Source organism: Carboxylicivirga sp. (assembly GCF_982718395.1).
This window is the reverse complement of sequence record NZ_CEXQWX010000093.1, coordinates 1-24,318: the sequence shown is the minus strand read 5'-3', so window position 1 is coordinate 24,318 and position 24,318 is coordinate 1. Positions and strand designations below refer to the sequence as shown.

General features: G+C 37.2%; 16 protein-coding genes. 8 read left to right on the top strand and 8 right to left on the bottom strand.

The genetic code is table 11. From position 1 onward, the window contains the following. The 8 genes from AC4MRQ_RS16225 to AC4MRQ_RS16190 all read right to left on the bottom strand — a co-directional run. Positions 1 to 247: alpha-L-fucosidase (locus AC4MRQ_RS16225; protein WP_491198748.1), on the bottom strand; the 247-nt coding region annotated here is incomplete at its 3' end. Between the two features lie 195 nt (positions 248 to 442). Next, positions 443 to 856 (bottom strand): hypothetical protein, encoded by a 414-nt coding sequence (locus AC4MRQ_RS16220; RefSeq protein ID WP_491198747.1) that lies wholly within the window; start codon positions 854 to 856, stop codon positions 443 to 445. A gap of 25 nt (positions 857 to 881) precedes the next feature. After that, entirely contained in the window at positions 882 to 2,165 is a 1,284-nt protein-coding gene (locus tag AC4MRQ_RS16215) for a DUF4998 domain-containing protein (RefSeq protein WP_491198746.1), read from the bottom strand. Between the two features lie 10 nt (positions 2,166 to 2,175). Then, positions 2,176 to 3,417: a DUF5000 domain-containing lipoprotein gene (locus AC4MRQ_RS16210; RefSeq protein WP_491198745.1), complete on the bottom strand. Its 1,242-nt coding sequence runs from the start codon at positions 3,415 to 3,417 to the stop codon at positions 2,176 to 2,178. A gap of 12 nt (positions 3,418 to 3,429) precedes the next feature. Next, positions 3,430 to 5,316, bottom strand: coding sequence for a RagB/SusD family nutrient uptake outer membrane protein (locus tag AC4MRQ_RS16205; RefSeq protein ID WP_491198744.1), 1,887 nt, complete (start codon positions 5,314 to 5,316; stop codon positions 3,430 to 3,432). A gap of 10 nt (positions 5,317 to 5,326) precedes the next feature. Then, the gene (locus AC4MRQ_RS16200; RefSeq protein ID WP_491198743.1) at positions 5,327 to 8,776 is read right to left on the bottom strand and encodes a SusC/RagA family TonB-linked outer membrane protein; all 3,450 of its coding nucleotides are present in this window, start codon (positions 8,774 to 8,776) and stop codon (positions 5,327 to 5,329) included. A gap of 74 nt (positions 8,777 to 8,850) precedes the next feature. Further along, positions 8,851 to 10,029 carry a FecR family protein gene (locus tag AC4MRQ_RS16195; protein WP_491198742.1) on the bottom strand — a complete coding sequence of 393 codons (1,179 nt, stop codon included), beginning with the start codon at positions 10,027 to 10,029 and terminating at the stop codon, positions 8,851 to 8,853. A 526-nt stretch (positions 10,030 to 10,555) separates the two neighbouring features. Further along, positions 10,556 to 11,113, bottom strand: coding sequence for an RNA polymerase sigma-70 factor (locus tag AC4MRQ_RS16190; RefSeq protein ID WP_491198741.1), 558 nt, complete (start codon positions 11,111 to 11,113; stop codon positions 10,556 to 10,558). 486 nt (positions 11,114 to 11,599) lie between these two features. Between AC4MRQ_RS16190 and AC4MRQ_RS16185 the strand changes: the two genes are divergently transcribed. From AC4MRQ_RS16185 to AC4MRQ_RS16150, 8 genes are all read left to right on the top strand, one after another. Beyond that, complete coding sequence (locus tag AC4MRQ_RS16185) at positions 11,600 to 13,390, top strand: tetratricopeptide repeat protein (protein ID WP_491198740.1); 1,791 nt, start codon at positions 11,600 to 11,602, stop codon at positions 13,388 to 13,390. 79 nt (positions 13,391 to 13,469) lie between these two features. After that, positions 13,470 to 14,228 (top strand): sterol desaturase family protein, encoded by a 759-nt coding sequence (locus AC4MRQ_RS16180; RefSeq protein ID WP_491198739.1) that lies wholly within the window; start codon positions 13,470 to 13,472, stop codon positions 14,226 to 14,228. A 484-nt stretch (positions 14,229 to 14,712) separates the two neighbouring features. Beyond that, positions 14,713 to 15,660, top strand: coding sequence for a homocysteine S-methyltransferase family protein (locus tag AC4MRQ_RS16175; RefSeq protein ID WP_491198738.1), 948 nt, complete (start codon positions 14,713 to 14,715; stop codon positions 15,658 to 15,660). A 430-nt stretch (positions 15,661 to 16,090) separates the two neighbouring features. After that, complete coding sequence (locus AC4MRQ_RS16170; RefSeq protein ID WP_491198737.1) at positions 16,091 to 16,645, top strand: RNA polymerase sigma-70 factor; 555 nt, start codon at positions 16,091 to 16,093, stop codon at positions 16,643 to 16,645. Positions 16,646 to 16,804: 159 nt separating this feature from the next. Next, entirely contained in the window at positions 16,805 to 17,971 is a 1,167-nt protein-coding gene (locus tag AC4MRQ_RS16165) for a FecR family protein (protein WP_491198736.1), read from the top strand. A gap of 112 nt (positions 17,972 to 18,083) precedes the next feature. Further along, on the top strand, positions 18,084 to 21,749 hold the full coding sequence (locus tag AC4MRQ_RS16160) for a SusC/RagA family TonB-linked outer membrane protein (RefSeq protein WP_491198735.1): 3,666 nt from the start codon (positions 18,084 to 18,086) through the stop codon (positions 21,747 to 21,749). Between the two features lie 20 nt (positions 21,750 to 21,769). After that, on the top strand, positions 21,770 to 23,278 hold the full coding sequence (locus AC4MRQ_RS16155) for a RagB/SusD family nutrient uptake outer membrane protein (protein WP_491198734.1): 1,509 nt from the start codon (positions 21,770 to 21,772) through the stop codon (positions 23,276 to 23,278). A gap of 95 nt (positions 23,279 to 23,373) precedes the next feature. After that, complete coding sequence (locus AC4MRQ_RS16150; protein ID WP_491198733.1) at positions 23,374 to 23,862, top strand: protein-disulfide reductase DsbD domain-containing protein; 489 nt, start codon at positions 23,374 to 23,376, stop codon at positions 23,860 to 23,862. Positions 23,863 to 24,318: the final 456 nt, after the last annotated feature.

The window sequence follows — 24,318 nt, the reverse complement described above, 5'->3', positions numbered from 1 at the left end:
GCTTGTTATTACCAAATATATTATGCTGTTGTAACCAAAACTGATACCATTCAGTGTATGTACCGGCAGGCGACCAGGCAGGAACCGAATATGGTCCCCAATGAATAAAAATACCAAACTTAGCATTTCCAAACCATTCCTGAGTAGGCCTTTGATCCAGGCTTTCCCAGTTAGCTTCATAATTTTGTGCATGTGCTAAAAACGTTACACAAAAACATAAATTCAATAATAAAAATCTCAAATTCATTTTAAAGTATTTTAATAAAAATTGACACCGTAATAAATAGCAAATCATTACAACTCGATATAAAATATCTTTAGCTTGCTTTTCTTTTCGCTTTTTTTAACTGGCTATAACTCGAGGGGTTAACATTCATATTAAAATACCCCAAGCCATTCAACCTGGGGTATTGTCAATCGCTTAATAATTGAAAAATGTTAATTATTGCATACTGGTTAATATAACAGTACCCTGTGAATTACCATTTTTAAATAATTCTAATTTGAATTTCCATGGGCCCACATAATCGTCAACAACTGTTATAGGTTGTGTTTTATCAATTATATGATCATCGCAGGGCGACCAAGGGCCGTTTGGCTCGTTCCATACCATCATGCTATATGAATATACATCATTGTTGCCATCCAACCAGTTCTGATAATTAAAGTATGGCATAATTTCAATATTAAATTGTTCATAATAGGCTACAGGACTAATTTTTATGGCACAATCATCTAAATAAAAGATATGCTCACCATAGCCATTCGAACTGTCTGAATCATTAATTGTACCAACAGCATTAAGTGATACGACGCTATAAATAAATAGACTTAATAACAACGTTACCCTTTTCATACTATAAAATTTATAAGCGTTATATTTAATATTCAGCAACTATTTCACCAGTAAAATATAGTTCGTTCATACCAATGTCCGGATTCGTCCCATGAAAATTATCAATGAAAACAATACGAACATATTTAACCGCTGTTTCATCAGTAATTTCTTGGGTATAACCTGTACTTACAGTATTATCACCTTGCTCATCGATTAACAGTTTCCAACCTTTTTCAATCGACTCTGCTTGCCATGCTGCAAAATTCTCTTCTTTTTTTGCTGCTACCTTTTCAGGATCGGCCTGATCTTCTTCACTTAATGATGAAACATCATGAATATCTGTTGTTGTTGCCACATCAAAAATATCCTCATCATCACCAATACCCCAAACCTGATAAACTCTTGGGGTTATAAAAGGCCATGAAAACCCAACAACTCTATATTTGGTCAGGATAGCTTTCACACCAAGATCCAAAGTAATAAAGGATGGTTTAGGATTATTATTATGCAAGTAAGCCTTTTTAGTTGCATCATCACCATCCCATACGCTATACCAATCCTTCTCATTATCAGGAACAGTAGGATCGTACCTTGGTATATCCATCTGTAAGTTAACCAATTCAAATAAGGTTTTATCTAAAGCAATTGCTTTAGGAGCGGTATAGGTAACAATATCACTATATATTGTATCAATAGCTGTTTCCTCTGGTAAATAAGCACTGGTAATACTTAACTCGGAACCAATTTTAGCATCTATAACATGACTATTAATTGTTCTATCAAAATACTCCGAAATAGTATTATCCTCCTTATCCTGATATGTAAAAATATATCCTATTAAATTTTTAAAATCACCGGATACACGTAGACTTAACATCAGGTTCTCATCAAAATTTAAATCAGCTAACTTTTGAGTGTTAAGGTCTTTCTGATAATCATCACCATAAGCATTAGCATATACATCTGATACTAAAGATTCATTACCATTATAATCAACTGTTGAAATACTAAAATTGTATGAATCTTCTTCTAAATTATCAAGCTCTTTAACCATTAAAGTATCCTTCGAACTTTCAATTGGATATGTTAATTCCTTATCATCATATCTTACATAAACGGTTTCAATTTTATTCACTGAAGTAAAATTCCATGATAATTGAACACGTTTAAATCCGGCTTTTCCTTCAACATTTAATGGCTTTGCGGCATATATCCTTTCGCCGCCTTCCAAATATTGTTGATGAATGTCATTCATATTGTCACAGGCACCGATCAGGAAAACAGCAACAAATGACATTGCATATAGTATATTCTTAAAGTTTTTCATCCTATTTGTTTTATTGCGTTACATCACCAGTTTCAGGCTGTCCCCAAAAAGTCATTTCTGCTATGGAGGCCCAGTTAAGATCACCCCAGGTACTTAAAACATTGACACGTATGAATCTTACATTGCCCATTTCCAATGGAACTTCAAATTCATGACCATTATAAGCAAGTTCTTTATCTTCATCCGTATAATTCCATGCTCCGGGTGGTAAACCAGACGGTTTCCACATTTCATAAGTACCAATTTTAGTCCATGAGTCCCATGATCCTGTTGGGTCAAGTGTTGTAGCACCGAAAATATCAAAATGCCTTACCTGAGCATCATCATATAAGAACAGATCAAGCCAACCACTTCTATTGTTAATGTTAAACATATTGACCTTGAAACGACTTAATTTCACTTCCTGACCTAAGTCAAAAGTGAACGCATAATCCCCCATTGTTCCAATAGCTCCTGCTAATCGACCATTCTCATTCCAAAGCTCATTGTTCCACAGTCTTGGTATTGTTGATGGTCCACTTGAATAAAAAGGCCACATTTCATGATCATTTGGTAAAATAACCTCCTCAAAATTGGCCTTATCAATTTCAATTTCAAATAATGGCTCTATTAATTGACTTAAAGTGTCTGAATAATTATTCCATCTATCTCTGACATAGCAATAAAAATCTCTTTCAGTAGTATCAAATCCACGAACATTGAAGTTTCCTTCTGTAGCACTGGTGTAAATAACTTCTGCCTCCAAAAAAGGTTTACCGGTATCAGCGGTATCTTCTATCATTACAACGATTGCAACCGGTGCATTCGTCACATTTTCCCATCTTATATTTACGCCACCAAAAGTATTCTTCAATTCTAAACTTTCTTTTATTGTTTTAATAGGTGGTTCAAGTGGGTTGACCTTAACATCAACCACTTCACCTTCATTTTCTGAACGATCAACAGCAAATACCTCGATGTTGTATTCCTTATCATCTCCAAATCCATCAACGACTAAACTGTCACTATATATAGAAGCAGAGACAACGCGCTTAACATCATTATTAAGCTGATATTTTGCTTTAATGTAAAGTAAATCACTATCATCCGGTAATTTGTATTTTATCACTGAACGTCCAGCTAAATTTTTTACAGTCACATCTGTAACAATTCCCGGTGCCCGATCATCATCTTCAATAGGCCCACGTTTATCTTCTTCACAACCAATGAAAAATAAACAAGCGATGAATATATATATTCCAAATAATTTCATAACAGTTAAATTTTATTCCCAACCAGGATTTTGTATTAAGTTTGTATTGACCGTCAGTACATAATCACGTATTGGCCATAGATAATCTCTACGTGTGTAATTACGCTCACCAACAACACGTAAGGTATAATAATCATCTTTAGGTGTCACTTCGGCATTCCATCCATATGCCTTTTTACTTAAATAGGATTCAGCTTTCTTCCATCTGCGAAGATCCCAATATCTTCTTGTTTCAAAACTCAATTCATTTAAGCGTTCCTGATGTATAATTTCCCGTAAACCATCCTGAGTTGTTGGTTTAGATGGGTTGTTACTATAATTGGTGTAACTATCTATTACACCTGGTATTCCAGCACGCTGACGCACATAATCAAGATATTCATACGCTTTTGTGCCTGGACCTTCATATTCATTTATGGCCTCAGCATAACCTAAATATAAGTCTGCCAATCGAATCCGGGGAAACGCATATGTTGTGGTTGAATAATTACCAGCCGAATTAAAAGTACCATCAGGGTGACATACTTTTTTCGGGAAATAGCCGGTTACGTTATATTCCCAAATTGTATTTTTTCCGCTTTTTTCACCTGCACGGCATTTTATATAATTAGGCGCTTCAACGTTAGTAACACCTTGCCAATGCCAGGCACTACGATCAAATCCTAAATCAGCATAAAAACGTGGTTCGCGTCCAAAATGTAATCCAGGAATGCTTTCTTTAGGTTCCAAATAATAACGATCTGTATCTTCTATCTCTTTATATACCATTTCTTGAGAAGCATCCCATGTCTTATCCTCACTGGTTGGTAACCCATTTGCAGTATAATATTCTTGCACAATATTAAAAGTCACACCTAAACCAGAAACTACTGCAGCTACACGATCACCTAAATTAGCCTGGGACCACCTTTGTAAATTATGAGTGAAGCCGGCATTTTTACTGTCACCCCATACAACCTCATCATTCCAACGTTCAGTCACTCGGCGACGCAATGTAGCAAGCGTTAACACTGTATCGTTGTAATTAGTCGCTAAACTGGAATATTCAAACAATCCATGATTAGCATTGTGTGCTTCATTAATAGCTGCCTCACATGATTCCATTGCTAATTTCCATTTCTCCTTGTCATATGCAGGAAAATATGCATTACCATTATTATCAACGAAATCTGAATAGTCGTCATTACCGTTAAATAAAGGGCTTGCCTGTAATAAATGTATCCTTGCTTTCATACCTAAAGCTACAGACTTAGTTATCCTTCCAAGTTCTTCACTTCTGTTCTGAATCTGAGAAGGCAAATAAGATATACTGGAATCAATTTCTGCGGTGACATAATCAAACACTTTTGCAACCGGCTGTCTTTCGAATTTAATGTCTTCAGGTTCAGCACCTACTTCTATATTGCTTGCAATAATGGGAATAGGACCATATTGTCGTAAAAGCAGATAATGATAGTAAGATTTAAGCACTCGTACTTCTGCTTTCATTCTTACTTTCTCACTATCATCCATATTAGGAACAAGATCGATTTTTTCCATAAAAACATTACATTGTCTTATCCCTATAAACAATCCGGATTCCCATAAATTTGCAATCGGAGAAACCGATGTTTGTAACCCTCTGACAATTGCCTGAGGCGTTCCGGTGAAAGACTGATTATATTGTGCTTCAGGAATCCAGAATTCATCACTTCCAAGAAGAGCAGGATTAGACCACATATTACTTTTGGCAGGTAAAAAACTATAACATGTATTTAAATATTTACGTGCCTGTGTATGATCCTCAAATGCATGATCAATAGTTGCAACATCATCTGGAACAACATCCAAGTATTCGTTACATGCAGTAAAACTAAAAATTACTGCTATTATCAAACTAAATATCTTTATTATTTTCATAATCAATCCATTAAAAGTTTAATTGTAAGCCTAAATTATAAACCTTTTGAATAGGGTAACCAAGTCCATTACCAGCCATTTCAGGGTCCCATAATTTAAATTTGCTCCAGGTCATTAAATTTCGACCGGTAAAGTAAATTCTGCATTCTTTAATCTTCACCTTCTCAGTAAATCTCTGAGGTAAAGTATAACCAAATTCAAGTTGCTTCAACCTTAAAAATGAACCATCCTGCATATAAAAAGTACTGGACTGAGTATTATTGACCACTACACCGTTACTTAATCGTGGCCATAAAGCATATATATCAGGATTTTCTTCACTCCAATGACTATCAGCTATCACTTGCAATAAACCATTTGTAACGGAATAACCAGCTAAATCTTTATTATATGGAATAAATGGCCCACTGGCATAAGGGTCAATCCAAAATGATGAACGGGCGCTACCCTGAAAGAAACACGACAAATCAAAATTTTTATATCCAGTTGAAAAACCGAATCCATAAATAATTTCTGGTGTTGAAGGATACCCAATAGGCACCATATCATTTTCATTTATTTTGCCGTCATTATTAACGTCACGATATTTTATATCACCAGCACCATAGTCACCAAATTGAGTGGGCGAATTCAACACTTCATTTTCATCAACAAATAATCTTTCAGCGATATAACCCCATCGCTGATTAATTGGTTGACCCTTGCGATATCTCCAGGTCGCATCACCAAAATCAGGTTCTTCGAAATAAACAAATTCACTTGTTGCATATGTGAAATTACCCATGGCCTGAACCCAAAAACCATTAGTAAAGGAATGGCTGTAATTGGCACTAATGTCAACACCATGACTTTTTGCTTCACCAACATTAGCACGAACAGTATTTTGCAACCCCATACTCGGAGGTATATAAGAACGACTCATTAAAATGTTTGATCGGTTTTCAAAAAACACATCAGCCAAAATTTCTAAATCATCATCAAATAAACCCATTTCAATACCCAGGTTGATCTTTTCACCAATTTCCCAGCTGATTTCATCATTTTCATAACGGTTTACGCTTACACCAACACCATTATAATCTAATAACTCTCCGAAAGTTGCACCTCTGCTACCATCATCTAAATTAACCTGACTCAAATAAAAGAACCGATCATTTTCATCACCAATAGCATCATTACCTACCAGACCATAACTTGCCCTTAGTTTAAAACGACTTATAGTATTTTCAATGCCGCGCCAGAAGTTTTCTTGATGTAATGACCACCCTAAACCAACTGAAGGGAAAAATCCATAGCGATATTTTTCACTGAAACGCTCTGATCCATTATAGCCAAAATTGAATTCAGTAAAGTATTTGCCACTATAAGCATACGTAAAACGACCGCTTAAACCCATATTACGATAGGGTAAAGATTTCTGTAGACTATTATTACCATTGCTCAACTTATTTTGCATAATACCGACCAGTAATCCGCCAATGCTATGCTTTTCTCTAAACTCACGATTGTATTCAAGAACCGCCTGAGCATAAAATGTGGTTGATAATTTTGTAGCTCCTTCGTTATAATCTAAATAGTTTCTGGCATCATCCTCATTGACGGCTACTAAATTTAAGTTATCAGCAGAAGCATTATAAAATGGTGAAAAATAATAGTATGGCTCTGTTGAACGCGTAATGTCAAAGTACGAATAACGCGTTGTATTAGCCATTAATCTCGCATTTAAACCTTTGGTAATAGCGCTTAAATCCTGTTTTAATTCAACTTGCGCCAAAATCGTTGACTGACTATATTCTTTATATCCCTTTACCATTTCGGCATAAGGATTTAAAGCATTTCCCTCTGATGTATTACCAAATTTAATATGCTGAACACCATCCGTATTAGGATAAAACATTGGATATTCGACAGGATTGGCTCTTTGCACCATATTAAATATCGTGGAGCCTCCATGTATTGGTCCTACATAATCATCAAAAGACCCATTAAAGCGCAATACCGCTTCAGTAGTATTTGATAATTTGATATTTGTATTAGAACGTAAGCTCAGACGATTTAGATTGATATTACTATCGTAATTGTTGTTGGGATCTTCTTTAAAAATACCCTTGTCGGTTGAGTAATTAGCAGCAAGATAATATCGAACGGCTTTTCCACCTCCGTTAACATTAATATTGAAGCGTTCACTTGTCGTTGATTCTTCAATTAATGCATCGCGCCAATCGACTGCCGGATATGCATATGGATTAATACCTGCCTTTGTCGCATCAATTTTTGACTGACTATATGGTAAGACTCCTAACGCATCACGGGTTTTTACTGCTTCATTATATGCCTCCATCCATGTTATAGGATCGGCCATATCAATATCCATAGTTGGCCTGGAGATAGAATGCTCATATCTGACATTTACAGTTGCTTTACCTTCAACACCTTCTTTTGTATTTACCAAGATCACACCATTGGCACCTCTGGCACCATAAATGGATGTGGCAGTTGCATCTTTTAAAATTGAAAAACTTTCAATATCATCGGGATGTAACCTTGCTAAATCATCAGTAGTTAATTCTATTCCATCAATAAGAATTAAGGGGTCCTTTTTATAACCAAAAGTAGTTACACCGCGAATAAAAAATTCAGCATTATCCTGTCCCGGCTCTCCACTTCTCTGGTAGGCAATCACACCAGACATTTTACCAGCTAAAGCAGTTGTTAAGTTACTGGCAGGAACTTTTAATTCAGCAGGCTTTACTGTAGTAATGGATGCCACAACTGATTCCTTCTTTTGTTTGGAAAAACCAACTACCATAACATCTTCTAACTCACTTATAGCACTTTTTAAGACCCAATCAATTTGGGTTTTACCAGCTACTTCAATTTCCTGATCTGCAAAACCAATAAAGGAACATTCAAGAATAGCATTACTTGGTACGTTAACAAAGAAGTAGGCACCATCATAATCAGTAATTACACCTTGTGTTGTTCCTTTAATAATAATTGTTGCACCCGGCAGAGGCTCTCCTGTCTCATCTTTTACTGTACCCCGGACTACTATTTTATTGTCTGGTTGCACAAGTCTTCGCTGAGTAGCCTTTTTAGGCATTTTTTTGATAATCACGTAATTATCAACAATCTCAAAAGTTAAGTCAGTGTCTTTTAAACAACCTTCAACAACTTGTTGGATCTCTGCTTCTTCAAATTTAACATCCAACTTTTCATGATTCATCATGTCGGGAGAATAATAGATAAAACGATATCCACTTTGTTTCTCCACCTGACTAAAAACTTTCTCAATTGAAGCTTCTTTTAGGTTGAGAGATACCTTCTTAACCTGGGCAAATCCGCTTGCTGTTGCCTGTAGCGATAAAACAATTGATAGTAAGAATGTTAACTTCATAATTAACAATAACTTTCTTGATCCCCGCCATAGGCAGAAATCCTGTTCCCATTTTTTTTTCATACATTTGTGTTAGTTTATTTATACTAGATATTTATCTGGTAAAGCTTAAAGGGGGTTGGTTCCAGCAACCTCCTTTATTTAGATTTTACCAAGATGTTTTTCTCATTAATTTCAAATTTTACACGTTGCGTTCGTTCTAATAGTTTTAATACTTCTTCTATTTTTTCCTCTCGTTGAATGGTTCCTGTAAAAGGATAAGCTTTCACCGACTCGTTGTAGAAAAATACGTTGAAATCGTACCAACGTCCTAAACGCCGAAACATATCCTTTAAAGGCTCATCTTTAAAAACGAACCATCCTTCTTTCCATGCAGTATAATGCTCTACATCAACAACATTGACAACCAATTTGTTATCCTTAGCTACCGCTTGCTCACCGGGTTTCAATATGACTTGCTCACGTGATCCTTCAGTCAGACAAACATTTACTTTTCCATTGACCAAAGTCGTTTTAATGCTTGTCTCATCTTCGTAAGCCTGCACATTAAACTCGGTACCCAGTACTTGTAAACGAACTCCATTAATAATCACATAAAAAGGTTTCTCTTTATTATGCATCACCTTGAAATAGGCCTCTCCTGCTAAGCTTACTTCTCGTAATGTATCACTAAACCAGACCGGGTATTGCAATTTCGATTGACAATTTAACCAGACTTTTGTTCCATCAGCAAGATTTAATTGATGTTTTCCACCACGTGGAACCACAATAGTATGAACAGGTGCCAATTCTTTTTCAGCTTTTTGGGCAGCATTGCTTTGATAGCTTATTTGTTTTTCGTTATGCTGAATTTCCGCACCTTCTTCTTTTAGCACACCGGGTTTTAATTCAGTTAAAACATAACGCTGCCCACCGTCAGTAATTAACTCTGCTTTAGTACTCCCTGGCTTAATATGGCTAAGGGGTACAGGAACTGTCTGTACGTTTGTAACGGTATTGTACAACCACCAGCTTGTCATCACTAAGACTATCACAGCAGCCGCCCATCCTGACATCGTATACAATGTTCTACTGATAATTCTTTTTCTTCGATTTATCAAATGCAGGTCCCACTTAGTCTTTACATCAATATGCTTACGATTATTCAGATGTTTCTTAAACCCCTCTTCTTCTATAAATTGCTTATACCAATTGGACAACTCCTCATCCTTTGCCAGCATCGAATCCAGTTTTAATTTTTCTTCTTCTGGCAATTCACCTTTATAATAAAAAAACAGATGTTTAGCTAGTTTAATATCCTTTTCAACCTTTTTCACTCTCTTATTAATTTATTCCCTTTATAGTAATAAAACAGAAAAAGAGGAATGGGGTGAACGAGTTGTTAATTTTTTTTTAAAAAAGTTTATGAATCCTATTTGATTCTATTGAAATAACCTGTATGATTTGCTTTTAAATAAGATTAACAGATATAAAAAACTAGACTAAATCTGCTTAAAAAGTGTTCTTCTATAATGGTCAAGCGCGAGCTGAATCATACCAGTGTTTCAATACAATGATAATATTACATCTTGCTTTTTCAACTGTTTTTGCAATGAAGTTCCATATCTTAAAGGATGCCCATAAAAAGCAACCCAACTTATTCCAGTCTTACAAAATATGCTGTGATTTTAACTGATTGAGTATAATTGGTAATCAGATATAATATTCAATTCGGATATGATCGTATTTTTTAATTATCTGTTCTTTGCAGTAATAAATGCAGATACTATTCAATAAAACTAACGTTCATTGAATAGTATCTGCATGAAAACACGTTATGAATATTTCTTCGAGTTAAAAAATCTACCAAAAACTGTCGCTAAATAAAACCAATACATAAACTATTAGAGTATGCTTTATTTCTTTTTGCAGATATTGTCTGGCTTTCAATTTGTGAGTTTTGACTGTATTAACACTTACTTTCAATTCTTCAGCAATCTCCTGTTGATTGTATCCATCCAAATGCATTAAAAAGACCTTTTGACGTTGCTCAGGCATTGTTTCAATCACTTTACGAATCTCACGCAAGAATTCTTCTTCGATAATGTAAAATCGATCCTGCGTTTCATCTTTAATAGTGTCTGCTACATCAATACGTTCATGAAGTTGTTTTTTTAACGAACGAAGATAATTCAAGCATTTGAAACGAATTGAGGTATATAAATATCCAGCTGTTGAATACAGGGTTATTTCCTCCCGTTTGTTCCATACATCCACAAATACTTCTTGTGTAATATCATCAGCCATCTGATCATCATTAACCAATCTGTTTGCATAATGATACAGAGAAGGGTAATATTCTTCAAATATTCCTTTAAAAGAGCGTTCAGTTAAAGGTATTGATGCACTTGTTTGAAGCATATTTTGATTAAATTGATGAGACAAATATAAAAAAAATGTAATGCCCAATGTTATTCAATCAGAGGGAACTCTATATCATTATGTCTACAACAATGGTCCCAGCATCTGAAATATGAAATTAGACCGGGTAAGTAAAATCATCAATATTATCTTTTAATACTAAGGTCATGTTCTATTGGATATTCCGGTTTATCCTGGGCAACACGACCCAAATACTTTGCGCTTACCTACGCATGTTTCTTGTGCTACGCGATACAAAGAATTCGCGCTATGTAGCGCAAGGTATCCTAAAATCCATATGCAAAATCAGACAAGCGGATTTTAGGGAGGACATGTGCGGTAGTGGTGTGTCAAAGAGCTTAGATGTGATAATTCTAAAAGCTTAATCAAGAATAGCCTCTATATGAAAGATTAAAGCCTGGAAAAAACCTTGTTTGAATTGCTAATTGGGCTTATATTAAGGCTTCTCATTTAATTCCTGGATCGATGGGTATTGGAAAAAAGAAACAAATGCGAATAGCTGTCCTGCCCTTTCGCAATCTTTTAAGAAGTGGAACAATGGTGGTGGTAATATCAGGTTTTACAGAAGACCTTATAACCAACTTGTCAGCTTACAGGGATATTTCCATTATTTCATACTATTCAACTATAACAATTACTGACCTGTCGATGCAGGAAAAAATACGAAAGTTAAAAGTTGACTATCTGGTGACTGGAAGTTTTAAGGAATGTGATACCGGTATAAGAATTACAATTCAGCTAATTAAAGCAAGCGATAAACAGCTGGTTTTTGGAACAGATTATAAAATAACTCCAGATGAACTTATGCCTGCTATCGATCGCATCGTTCAACAGATTGTTGCCCAGCTTCAGTTGAAAATTGATTATGACATCCTTTCCCGTTCATACAGTAAGAAGAAAGTTGAGTTAGCTGCTTATGAAAATTACCTGATGGGAATGCAACTGTTGAAGAAAGGTACCGTGGAAAGTGATGAAAAAGCAAGAACCTGTTTTCATGCTGCCCTGAAACATGACCCTCATTATGCGGCTGCCTATACCGGTTTGTCCCTTTCATTTTTTAACGAATGGAGTTGCCGGCTTTGGGACAGGTGGGATATCAGTAAGAATGGAGCACGTAAATATGCACTTAAGGCTATAGAGGTTGATCCGACGGACCCAAAAGCCCTGGCCATACTCGGAAAAACCTATCTCTATTCCGAAGAGTTTGAGAAGGCCGAGCATTGTATCCGCAGGTCATTACGCATTAACCCTAATGATGTTGATAACCTGTTGCAGATAGGGTTTTCATTAGTTTACCTGGGGTATGCAGAAGAAGCGGTGCAATTGTACGAAAAGGCTAAACTCCTGAACCCTTTCTTCGACAATATGTACTTGGCTTATGGTTCTAATTTTTATTTTGAGAATGGCAGATATGCGGAGAGTCTTGAACTGGCTAGTCAGGTAGAGGTCAGAAACTATTGGACAGATTTTCCGGCATATATGGCCGCAGCTTGTTACCATCTGCAGCGTTATGATGAGATGTGGAAGCATTGGAAGTTTTTTCTGTCACAGTTTGAGAAGGCGGTGTATGATGGGAAAGGAAAGTTAAGCCAGGCTGCTTTGGAATGGCAGAAAAAAATAAACCCTTACCGGGGTAAGACCAACCTTAAGGTCTTTTGGAATTATATTGATGGTAATTCCGTTATGGGTTCTGAATCCACTACTCCGGTTATGGAACAGGCGCTTATATATGGAGAAGGAGAAACCATGCTATTGGTTTTTCAAGGTTATAATATTCGGCTAAAAAATACGAAAGGATTATGGGATCTTAGTCGTTTATTGGAGCATCCTGATGAAGAAATCCATTGTATGGAACTGATGGGCAGTCAACAGGTGAAGGAGGAAGTAAAGAACCCTTTAACCGATGAAAAAAGTAAAATTGCCTACCGACACCGTCTGCAAGAACTAAAAGCAGACATTGAGGAAGCAGAAGAACTACAGGATAGTAATAGAATAAAAGCATTAAACGAAGAGTATCAAGCCTTGGTGGATCATCTGTCGGAAGTGTTATCGCTGGGAGGAAAAACACGCGTAGCTGGCTCTCATACTGAGAAGGCCAGAACAGCGGTGACCTGGCGGATACGCGATAGCATCAAAAAAATACTTGCGGTAAACGAGCAGTTGGGCAAACACCTTCAAAACTCAATAAACACAGGAACTTTTTGTTCTTATAAGCCGGAGATTCCGGTAAAATGGGATATTCGGAACGAAGTGTAAAGAGCTCACCTCACATTGTAAGGCAAAAACTTACGCCTTAATAAGTGAAAGTATCAATATTCACTTAAAAGTTTTTGTTATGTACAGTCCAATTGAATTATTGCTCGACCCGGTATCACTTGTTATTATCGGAATGTATGCACTATTATGGTTATGGGAGTCATTTCGCCCGGCCAGGCAACTACCCAAAGTTAAATTCTGGAAACTCAAAGGGATTACTGCTTTTGCTGTGTTCTTTTACCTATCGTCCTATCTGCCAATTCTTGTTGACCCATTACTGGAGCGCGTAAGGTTGTTTGACTTATCTTCTATTGGTGTTTTACCGGGAGCTTTAGTGGGAGTATTCTTGTATGAACTATTACTTTATTTTTGGCATTGGGCCATTCATAAGTTTGATTTCCTGTGGCGCGTATTTCACCAGATGCATCACAGCGCTGAACGGCTTGATACTGTTGGTGCATTCTTCTTCAGCCCGATGGATATGATAGGTTTTACCTTAATTGGTAGTATTTGTTTTGCATTGCTGATAGGCTTATCACCCCAGGCCATTACCGTTGTGCTATTAACAACCAACTTCTTTAGTATTTTCCAACACGCTAATATAAAAACTCCACATTGGCTCGGTTATTTTATCCAGCGTCCTGAGAGTCATTCGATACATCATGCCAAAGGCATTCACCGCTATAATTATGCAGATATACCAGTATTTGATATGTTGTTCGGAACTTTTATCAATCCTAAAAGCTATGAGAAAGAGACAGGTTTTTATGTCGGTGCTTCATCTCGCATATGGGAAATGCTTGCATTTAAAACAGTTGACAAACCACCAAAGCAATAAGAATACTTAGCATTTGATGAGGAGTCTCATTATTAGGTCAATACAACCTGATTCAATTAATCAGGTTGGTACTTACACCTACCTTCTAAATGCACTTTATCATTATGAATTGAGCTTAACCCGACTTTTTAATTTATTCAGCCTTGATACATGTTTACATGGGGTAAGTAGTTAAACACCATTGTAAAATAGTTTAGTGTTGCTCACTTTAGTGTGTCGGCCAGTCAAAAAGGCGGGCCAGCGGAGGCCTGTGGGATGAAGCATCTTTTTGACTAGACTTTTTTGTTTATCTTTTTGTGGCAATGACAATTATTGTGATATGTGAAAACAGAGCCAAGCTTGCTTGAACTATGTTGAGCGGAGCAATAATGCAATAGAAAAAGTAAAAGCCCATCCGGTTGGAGGATTATATTTAATGTTAAGATTTCTAACCAGTATGTAAGAATCTATTGACCTCTAATATTTATCATTTAAAAACATCGTTATGAGAACCATACAACAGATTATAAAAAACAACATGATGCTGACAGATGGCGGACTTGAAACAACGCTTATCTATGAGCATGGTATAGATTTACCATATTTTGCAGCATTCACTCTGATAGAACAAGCAACCTTGCGGGAAATACTTATGGATTATTACACACCATACCTCGAACTTGCGGCCCGTTACCAAACAGGCTTTATTCTTGAAAGTGCAACCTATAAAGCAAATCCGGAGACTGCCTTTAAGTTGGGGTATAACCAGGATGAAATTAACAGGATCAACCGGGAAGCTATCCGACAATTATCTACATTAAGAGACAGTTATAAAAGTCAGATACAGCCCATCCTGATCAGTGGATGTATTGGCCCGAGAAAAGATGGTTACATCATAGGTGATCGGATGAATATCAAAGAGGCAGCGGATTATCATTATCATCAAATCAACGCTTTTCAAGAGGCAGGGGCAGACTTAGCAACAGCCTTTACACTTAATTATGAAGAGGAGGCGATTGGTATTGTTGAAGCAGCCAGAAGGGTTAATATGCCTGTAGTGATTTCATTTACATTGGAAACGGATGGCAGACTACCCAATAACAATACACTCGAATATGCCATTGCGACAGTTGACAAGGCAACCGGTTATTATCCGGAGTATTACATGGTTAATTGTGCGCATCCATCTCATTTTACCAATGTGGTGAAAGAAAGTCATATATGTAAAAAGCGTTTGATGGCTATCAGGGCCAATGCTTCATGTAAAAGTCATGCCGAATTGGAACAGTCAACAGAGCTGGATGCCGGAAATAAGTGTGAACTGGCCGGGTGGTATAAGCAGTTAAAGCAAAACTTACCTGGGTTGCAAATTATCGGAGGTTGTTGTGGTACTGACCATAGTCACATGGAGAGAATTATGGAGAATGTAATGGAGAAAAAGAGGTCAGCGTGATTGCGTTAAGAGTTAACCATATAATGGTTCTTAGTAGTTTTTTAATAACAATTAAACGTAGAGCTTGTATATATATATTACAGGAGTTGAGTAAAAGAGCTAATGTTGGTTTGCAAGTAAAGTAAACCATATACAATAGAGAGAGCTGCAGAGTTCGCAGAAAGTTTTAGCAAGCTAAAATCTGAGCAGCCGGGTAATTCTACAATCATTCATTAAGAGATACTCTTTTTGGAGGACTCTATTTTAATGGAGTTAAAAACTCTGTGTTCTCTGTTATCTATGACATTGAATAGTGGATAATCAACAAACAGGCACTCCATTGAAGAGCATCAGCCTGAACCTTATGCATACATGTTTCTCTGCGTTAAAAAAAGGGAGGAAATAAGGAGAGTTACAATTATTTCTATATTTGTGCTTCATTTCTTTGGTAATGCGCATAGAGGATAAAATTATATTTAACGAAATCAAACAAGGAAACAAAGAGGTTTATAAAGCTTTGTTTGATGACTACTACGAACATCTTGTCTCTTTTGCCAAAAGTTTTCTATTTGATCAGCAGGAAAGTGAAAACCTTGTTCAGGATTTATTTGTGCACCTCTACGAGCATGCCACCAAAGTAAAAATTGAAACTTCGGTTAAAGCTTATTTCTATCAGGCGGTTCGCAATCGTTGCCTCAACTATATTAAAAGTCTGAAAGTACGGGATAAAAACCATCTGATGTATATGGATGGGGTTTTACAAACCGATGATGAACTTGAGTATTTCGATCCGCAAATATTAGTTGATATTAAAGAATCGATTAATGAGTTGCCTGAACAAATGGGTAAAATATTTACCATGAAAATGATTGACGGTGAATCGCGTGATATTATTGCGCAGGAATTAGGTATTAGTGTTAACACTGTTAAAACTCAATTGCAACGAGCAAAAAGCAAATTGCGGGAGAAATTACTAAATAAAACCAACTTATTGTTCTTATTGTAAGTTGGTTCTGTTTGTTACTGACCTGTCTTTCAGTGTTATATATCTTTGATTGGGAGTGTCTTTTTCATTTTCTTTTTAGTTGGAAAAAACTTAACTTTTCTTGTCACCCTTTTACATTTGATAATGTCTTAGGTTCAAACAAGGATATCCCAACATCAAATGAAACAACAAAATATCGATATTAAAATCATCAGAAAAAAAGCTTTGTCCGATCTATCTGCCGAAGAAAAGGAGGTGTACGATAAGTGGATGCAGACAAGTACAAAGCACAAAGTGTACTCAGAAAAGGCTGAGTATTATTTTAAAAACCAAAAAACAGTTGATGATAAAGAATTTGACACCGAAAAAGCATGGTCTAAGATTCTTCCCCGCTTGGTTCGCAAACGTCAGTTTAGTATACCGCAGTGGGTTGGAGCAGTAGCATCTGTTGTAATTATTGCAATAGCCAGCTATGCAACATACCTATTAATTAAAACAGATACGGCTCAACCTACTATTGTTCAGAATTCAACTAATATACAACCAGGTACTAAAACTGCCGAATTGCAGCTAAGTAATGGTCAGGTTGTACGGCTTGGTACCGATGAATTAGTTCTGCAGGAAAGTGATGGAACAACCATTAACACAGCATCTGATGAGGTGTCATACGCTGATAATCAGCTAACAGAAACTGAAGTTCTTTATAATACCATCCGTGTCGACAAAGGAGAGGAGTTCACAATAACATTAGCGGACGGCACAAAAGTATGGGTGAATTCTATGTCAGAATTAAAATTTCCTGTGCAGTTTAAAGGCAATATACGTAAGGTGGAGTTACTTTATGGAGAGGTTTGTTTCGATGTTGCTCATAATGCTCAACAACCATTTATTGTTAAAACTCCTGTTCATGATATACAGGTACTAGGAACGACCTTCAATGTCAGTTGTTATAATAATGATGGTACAGTGTTAACGACACTTGCCGAAGGAAAGGTGAAGATTGATAATGTGGTTGGACAGCTTGAGGCGGTTGAAATATCACCAAACCAACAGTATATTTACAACAAGGAGGGCTTAACGGCTTCTGTTAAGGAAGTTAATGCACAAGCCTACCTGGCTTGGACAAAAGGACGCTTTCAATTTGAGGACGAAAACCTGGAGAGTATTTTCAAAAAGTTGGAACGTTGGTATGATGTTGATGTATATTTTACCAATCCATCAAGTCGTTCAGAGTACTTTAATGGCCACCTGCCACGATTTGAAAATATTGATGTAATTCTGAATATGATTGAAGAAGTAAGTGAAGTGAGAATTGAATTAAAAGATAATGCTCTGATAATAAAATAAATCCAATTAAGGATCTACATAACGATCACCTTAAAAAAGAGCGGAAAAACTGGACCTTTTTCCACTCTTCTAAAGGGAGATCCCTTTAATAACTTATAATCGTTACAAAATTATGAAAAAAAAGTTAGAATGGTTCTTCGACTTTGCAAAGAAGCGAAGACGAACACTACTGATTATGAAAAACTTGGTATTGTTTCTGTTCTTATTGAACCTGCAGGTTTCGGCTTCTGTTTTCAGCCAGCAAAGAGTTACTCTGGAACTTGAAAATGCAACACTAAAGGAATGCCTGAAAGCTATTGAAAAGCAAACAGACCTTGGCTTTTTATACAATGGCAGGGAGCTAAGTAAGATTGAGGGAATTAATCTCAATGCCCAGGATGAGGATGTTTCCTTAGTGCTTGAAGCGTTACTAAAAGAACAGGGTTATGCCTTTGAGATCAATAATAATGTCATTCTGATAAAAAAAGCTGATGTTGTTGAAGTAGTGCAGGTGGTAGAGACCAGGCAACAAGCTAAAAAAATTACCATTACAGGTACCATTAGCGATGATTCTGGAGAACCTTTACCATATGCAGCTATTCGTATCAAGAATACAACCATTGGTACTGTATCGGATGTCAATGGTAATTACAACCTGCAATTTGATGAGCAGGAGATTGTAATTATAGAAGTATCGAGCCTTGGTTTTGAAACTGCTGAAGTTATCTACAAAGGGCAAAGTACTATTAATGTAACACTCGAAGCTTCGACAGAGGGATTAGACGAAGTGGTGGTTACAGGGTATCAGATTTTATCGCGTGAAAGAGCGACGGGAGCATTTGGTAAAATGTCAACTGAGCATTTGGAAAAGCCTGCTACAAATATATCAGAACGATTGGTAGGTAGCATTAGTGGTGTTAACTCCAGCAAGCGTGCTGATGGATCCATTAAATTTGAAATCCGCGGGCAGACAAGTTTATTGGCCGATGCTCAGCCATTAGTGGTTGTTGATGGTTTCCCCATTGTTCAGGGCGAGTTAACCGAAAAAGATCAATGGGGACGAATATCTTCCTTCGCGCGGGTAGACCCATTTGCTAATATCAACCCGAACGATGTAGAGAGTATGACGATCTTAAAGGATGCCGCAGCAGCCTCTATTTGGGGAGCTAAGGCAGCCAATGGGGTGATCGTAATTACCACCAAGAAAGGTAAAGAAGGCAAACCTAAAGTTGAGTTTTCATCTTTCTGGAAATTTGGTTCAAAAATGGATCTGGATTATTTTGATCCTCGTGCGACATCCGCTGAAACAGTTGATTATCAATCGAGGGATTACGATAATTTAAAAGTGAATAATCCGGCATTTGCAGTTTACCATTTTCCATCAAATGTGAATAGGGCTTTTGGTCCGGTGTTTACGCTCCGAAATGAGCACTTTATTGGTAACATAACAGAACAGGAGATGAACGATGGTTTAGCCGCCTTGTCAAATATGAATTACCGCAATCAGATTGAGGATCAGTTGCTACAGAATCCGTTTACTCAGCAGTATAACTTAAGCATTAGTGGTGGTAAAGCCAATTTCACCAATGCTTTGTCGATGATGTACGAAGGTGATAAGCAGAACTTTAAAGGTAATGAGTACGAGCGGGTGATGGTAAATTTCCGTAACAAAACTGCTATCAAAGACTGGTTGGACCTGAATTTTACTGCCAATATGCAATCAAAAAGCCAGGAACGTAATGGTGTTGCTGCGTATGAAAACTATGTGTCCTATCCACAGATAAAAAGATTGCAACCATATGATATGCTGGTGGATAGCGATGGTAAGCTGAACGATTTGAATCACCTGTATTATTATAAACCAATATTTGATACAATGATTCCAACGGAACAGTTCCCATACGAAGATTGGTCGTATAACCCGGTGCAGGAGCTTAGTCAGCGAGATTTTACTACCAAGGAATTGAATGCCAGGGTGCAATTAGGGTTGGATCTTAAACTGATGGAAGGATTAAAATTCAGTTCAAAGATTTCTTATGAGCATATGATTCGTAATGAGAAGGATATCTACAAAGAAAACTCCTTTACAATGCGACGCATGGTTAATGAAACATCTTCTTGGCTAACCAATGGTGGTGTTGTGACACCGAATATGCCTGAAGGTGCCGGAATGAGTGAAGTAACAACCAAGATTACTTATTACAACTGGCGTAACCAGCTAAGTTTTAATAAGACTTTTAATGAAAAACATGCATTTAACTTTGTGGCTGGTACCGAAACCTCACAGAATATCATCGATCGCACCAATCATGCCGATATCTTTGGTTACGAATACGAGGATCGTTTAGCTGTAGGACGTTTATTAAATCCGTATGAAAGCTCTACTGCAATGTGGTTAGGCTGGCCTATAACTTATGCCAATTACTCTTATCCAATTAGGTTGGATGACTTAAACTCCTATAAATACAATACCACCCGTTTGTGGTCAATGTTTGCCAACCTGTCTTACACTTTCAATGATAAGTATACACTATCGGGAAGTTTCCGAAACGATGCTTCCAACATTGTGGCACCGGATTCAAAGTATCGTTATGCCCCATTCTGGTCGGCTGGTGGTACCTGGCAAATTTCCAAGGAAGATTTCATGTCTGACCTAAATTGGATAAACCGTTTAACCTTGCGTGCAACCATTGGTGAAGGTGGTGTATCAAACGACCTGGTTTCTTATTTGACTCTGATGAGTGTTAATCCAGTAGCTGATCAATATACCAAAGAAACAACGGGTAGCATCTCAAGATTTGGTAATCCGGATTTACGTTTTGAGCGTACGCGTACTATTAATGTTGGATTAGATTTCGCGATGTTTGGATCTAAATTAAATGGATCGCTTGAAGTTTATAATAAATTAGGAACTGACTTAATTATTACAGAGTCGCTTCCTTCTGTGGCAGGTGCTTCCAACATGGATTTAAACAAAGGAGAAATGGTCAACAAGGGTTTTGAAATTACCCTGGGTACCGCCATACCAATTGTAGGTAAAGATATTCAATGGTTTGGTAATTTGAATTTCTCATACAATAATAATGAGATCACTAAGATGAACAGAACAGCATATCATCAATCTGAACTGACAGCTGGTGGTAATAGGGCCTACTCCGAAGGCTTGGATGCCAATACTCTTTGGTCGTTTAAATATGGAGGCGAGAAGAACTATGGTACAGAAGAAGATCCGGTAATGGTTGCAACGGTTATTGGTAAAGATGGAGAACATTTTCCGATGAATACCTGGCTGCCTGGTACTGACGCCAGGGAACATATGGTTAGTGAAGGATCATTAATTGCACCGTATATTGCAGGATTCCGCAACTCTTTCAAGATCTATGATTTTAACCTGTCGTTCTTATTCACTGGTAAATTTGGCCATGAATACCGTCGCCATGGATTTAATTATACTAGCAGTCCGAACGACCTGTATACTGAAGCCCTTAATGCAGGGCCGGATGAAATGGTACCGGTGTTTTCTCTTGATCCAGGAGCTTACTTTTACGATAGATACCATCAAGAGATGTCCTACCTGACAGCCTCAGCTTCACACATTCGTTTCCAGGAATTGAACCTGACCTATAATTTACCAAGACGAATTTCTTCAAAGTTAGGTTTAGGAATGGTTCAGGTATATGCTCAGGGCAATAACCTGGGTACTATTGTATGGAACGATTATAACGAAGATCCCGAATATCCGATTGGTACAATTAAACCACAGGCAACTTATACGCTTGGATTAAGAGTGAATTTGTAAGACATTAAAACAACATTAAAATGAAGATATTTAATTATATACTATTGGCGATATTATTGGTGTTTACGTCGTGTGATGATTATTTAAATGAGCCACCAAGTAAATCCGATTCAATTGACCCGCAAACAACTGCTGACCTGGAGTTTTTGCTTAATAGTTACAGTTCAAATCAATCAGAAAAAAATAAAGATTTCATAAACTGTAGCGATGATTATGGTCTTATCAAAGACATATACGATGATAATAATGCTGTCTATAACATAACACCGGCTCAATATGCCACCTGGGATGTGGAGTATTTACCGGTTACCGAAGATCGAGGCTATTTTTCATCGGAGTGGCCGAAAGTATTTAGTGCCAACTTTATTTTACACAAACTGCCTGATGTAAGTGGTACTGAGGCTGAGAAGGCAGCATTAAAGCAAGAGGCTCATTTTCTAAGAGCATACAGTTACGTGAATATGGTGAATACCTATTGTTTGCCGTATGCCGCAGAAAACATGGATGAAATGGGGTTACCAATTAAAAACTCTACATCATTTGATGTGTCCTATGAAAGGGCAAGTTTACAGGCGACTTGGGATTTTATTATAGCCGATTTGGAAGAGGCTCTGAAATTGGATCGTGAGCTTGAATTAGTGAGTGCCGGTTACCGCTCATGGCGGGCCAGTACGGCCTCTGTTAATGCCTTTGCAGCGCGTGTTTACCTGATTATGGGCAATTATGCCAAAGCACAATCCCATGCCCAAAAGGCTTTAGATGAGCACGATGAATTGGTTGATTACAATACGGAGATGAGTTATGATCCTATAACCGAGGATTATACTGATGAAGATGGTAATACATATACAGTGCAATACCCAATTACCAGGGCTGGACAAGGTGCTACTGATTTACGTATGGAATGGAAGGAATTATATTACTTCAGATTTATGGAGAATGATTGGTGGTGGTATATTCCTTCACAGGAACTGTTAGATGCTTACGATCAAACAAACGATTTGAGATACAAATACCATATGGTTGAGCATTATTCGTTTAACAGAGGTTTAACAAAGTTTGATTACCCGGGCTATATGTTCTTTTTCGACGCCATACCAAGTGGTCCTACTGTAGCTGAAATGCTACTGGTGAAAGCCGAGTGTCAGGCACGTTTGGGACAGTGGAACGATGGTATTACAACAGCTAATAGATTACGTGTTGTTCGTATGGATAACACAGCAGATCCAAGTGTAATTAACCTTTCGGCAACAGATCAGGATGACGCCATCGCAAAAATATTAGAGGAGCGTCGTCGTGAATTACCATATACGCAACGATTCAGTGATGTTCGCAGGTTTAATTATAATAACTATCCTGCAGATGATGTGGTAATAACCAGGGAGTTTTATCCGGTTAGCTCTGTTATTGAGTCATCTCAGCCTGTTACAACACATGTGCTTGATAAGAAAAGTCGTAAATATGCACGTCCATTGCCACAACAGGATATTAATCTTACCCTGGGTGCAATGAAGCAAAATACGTATTAAGAGTTACTTTAATAGATAATTATGAAATAGGAGATCCGTCATTGGTCTCCTATTTTCAGCTTAAAGAACTTTGTATAACTTAAAGATACAATAACATGTACACCAAGATCATTTTAACAATTAGTGTATTGACCTTACTGACAATCAGTTTGAAGGCGCAGAACAAAGAACTGGTGCTGCCCGCGCCAACTCATGAAAAACCAGTGAGTATAGGAGCCGTATTGCTTGATGGGGACATCGAAGGTGAAAAGATCATTCAGATAAAAACCAGGATAAAGGAAGGTTATCACATCTATGCCTATGTACCAGCCGGTGAAGCTTACATTAAAACTGAACAAGGAATAGAATTGCCGGAAGGCACTAAATTGATTGGTGATTGGGAGAAGACAGTACCCTCACCTTATCCTGGTAATGCCAAATTATTAATCTACAAAGGGGAGAATTCATTTCAGCACAAAGTTAGTGTTGCAAATGATGTGTCCGAAGAAGCCATCATAAAATGCTGGTTGTATTACCAATGCTGCAATGCAGACCTTTGCCTGCCTCCCGCAAAAAAGGAATTTGAGTTAATTGTGAAAAACTAAGATTGAATAGGCATTAATGCAATTCAGCCGGCGACAATGACAGTGTACTCATAGTCGACGGCTGAGTTGCATTATAAATTAAATATTCGCCTATTCATTGAATAGTCGTAATATGGTAAAACCACCTCCCTTCTCCTTCGTCGAAGGACTCCTCCTAATATTTCAGGAGGAGAGCTGATTGACAGGATGGATAAATGAATAGTAGTTAATTACGTGATGTAAATCCTTACCCTTCCAGACTAAGTTGGGATCAGTTTTAATTTTAGGAGAAGAGCAAATGGAATGTTATTAAATGTGGTTGATGTAAAGCAAAAATTTAATAAAGCTGTATATTATTCCCCTCCTGAATTTTAGGAGGGGCGCCGCAGGCGGGGTGGTATATATTATCATTGACATAAATGAGGTTTTTCCAATTCATCGCATTCGACTTATATACTCCTCAACTATTTGAACAAC

Excerpts from the sequence above, each read along its gene's own strand:
- AC4MRQ_RS16180 (WP_491198739.1), top strand. The coding sequence starts at position 13,470 with ATGTACAGTCCAATTGAATTATTGCTCGACCCGGTATCACTTGTTATT.
- AC4MRQ_RS16205 (WP_491198744.1), bottom strand. The coding sequence starts at position 5,316 with ATGAAAATAATAAAGATATTTAGTTTGATAATAGCAGTAATTTTTAGT.
- AC4MRQ_RS16155 (WP_491198734.1), top strand. The coding sequence starts at position 21,770 with ATGAAGATATTTAATTATATACTATTGGCGATATTATTGGTGTTTACG.
- AC4MRQ_RS16200 (WP_491198743.1), bottom strand. The coding sequence starts at position 8,776 with ATGAAAAAAAAATGGGAACAGGATTTCTGCCTATGGCGGGGATCAAGA.
- AC4MRQ_RS16150 (WP_491198733.1), top strand. The coding sequence starts at position 23,374 with ATGTACACCAAGATCATTTTAACAATTAGTGTATTGACCTTACTGACA.
- AC4MRQ_RS16175 (WP_491198738.1), top strand. The coding sequence starts at position 14,713 with ATGAGAACCATACAACAGATTATAAAAAACAACATGATGCTGACAGAT.
- AC4MRQ_RS16190 (WP_491198741.1), bottom strand. The coding sequence starts at position 11,113 with ATGCTTCAAACAAGTGCATCAATACCTTTAACTGAACGCTCTTTTAAA.
- AC4MRQ_RS16165 (WP_491198736.1), top strand. The coding sequence starts at position 16,805 with ATGAAACAACAAAATATCGATATTAAAATCATCAGAAAAAAAGCTTTG.
- AC4MRQ_RS16185 (WP_491198740.1), top strand. The coding sequence starts at position 11,600 with ATGGGTATTGGAAAAAAGAAACAAATGCGAATAGCTGTCCTGCCCTTT.
- AC4MRQ_RS16160 (WP_491198735.1), top strand. The coding sequence starts at position 18,084 with ATGAAAAAAAAGTTAGAATGGTTCTTCGACTTTGCAAAGAAGCGAAGA.
- AC4MRQ_RS16210 (WP_491198745.1), bottom strand. The coding sequence starts at position 3,417 with ATGAAATTATTTGGAATATATATATTCATCGCTTGTTTATTTTTCATT.
- AC4MRQ_RS16220 (WP_491198747.1), bottom strand. The coding sequence starts at position 856 with ATGAAAAGGGTAACGTTGTTATTAAGTCTATTTATTTATAGCGTCGTA.
- AC4MRQ_RS16215 (WP_491198746.1), bottom strand. The coding sequence starts at position 2,165 with ATGAAAAACTTTAAGAATATACTATATGCAATGTCATTTGTTGCTGTT.
- AC4MRQ_RS16170 (WP_491198737.1), top strand. The coding sequence starts at position 16,091 with ATGCGCATAGAGGATAAAATTATATTTAACGAAATCAAACAAGGAAAC.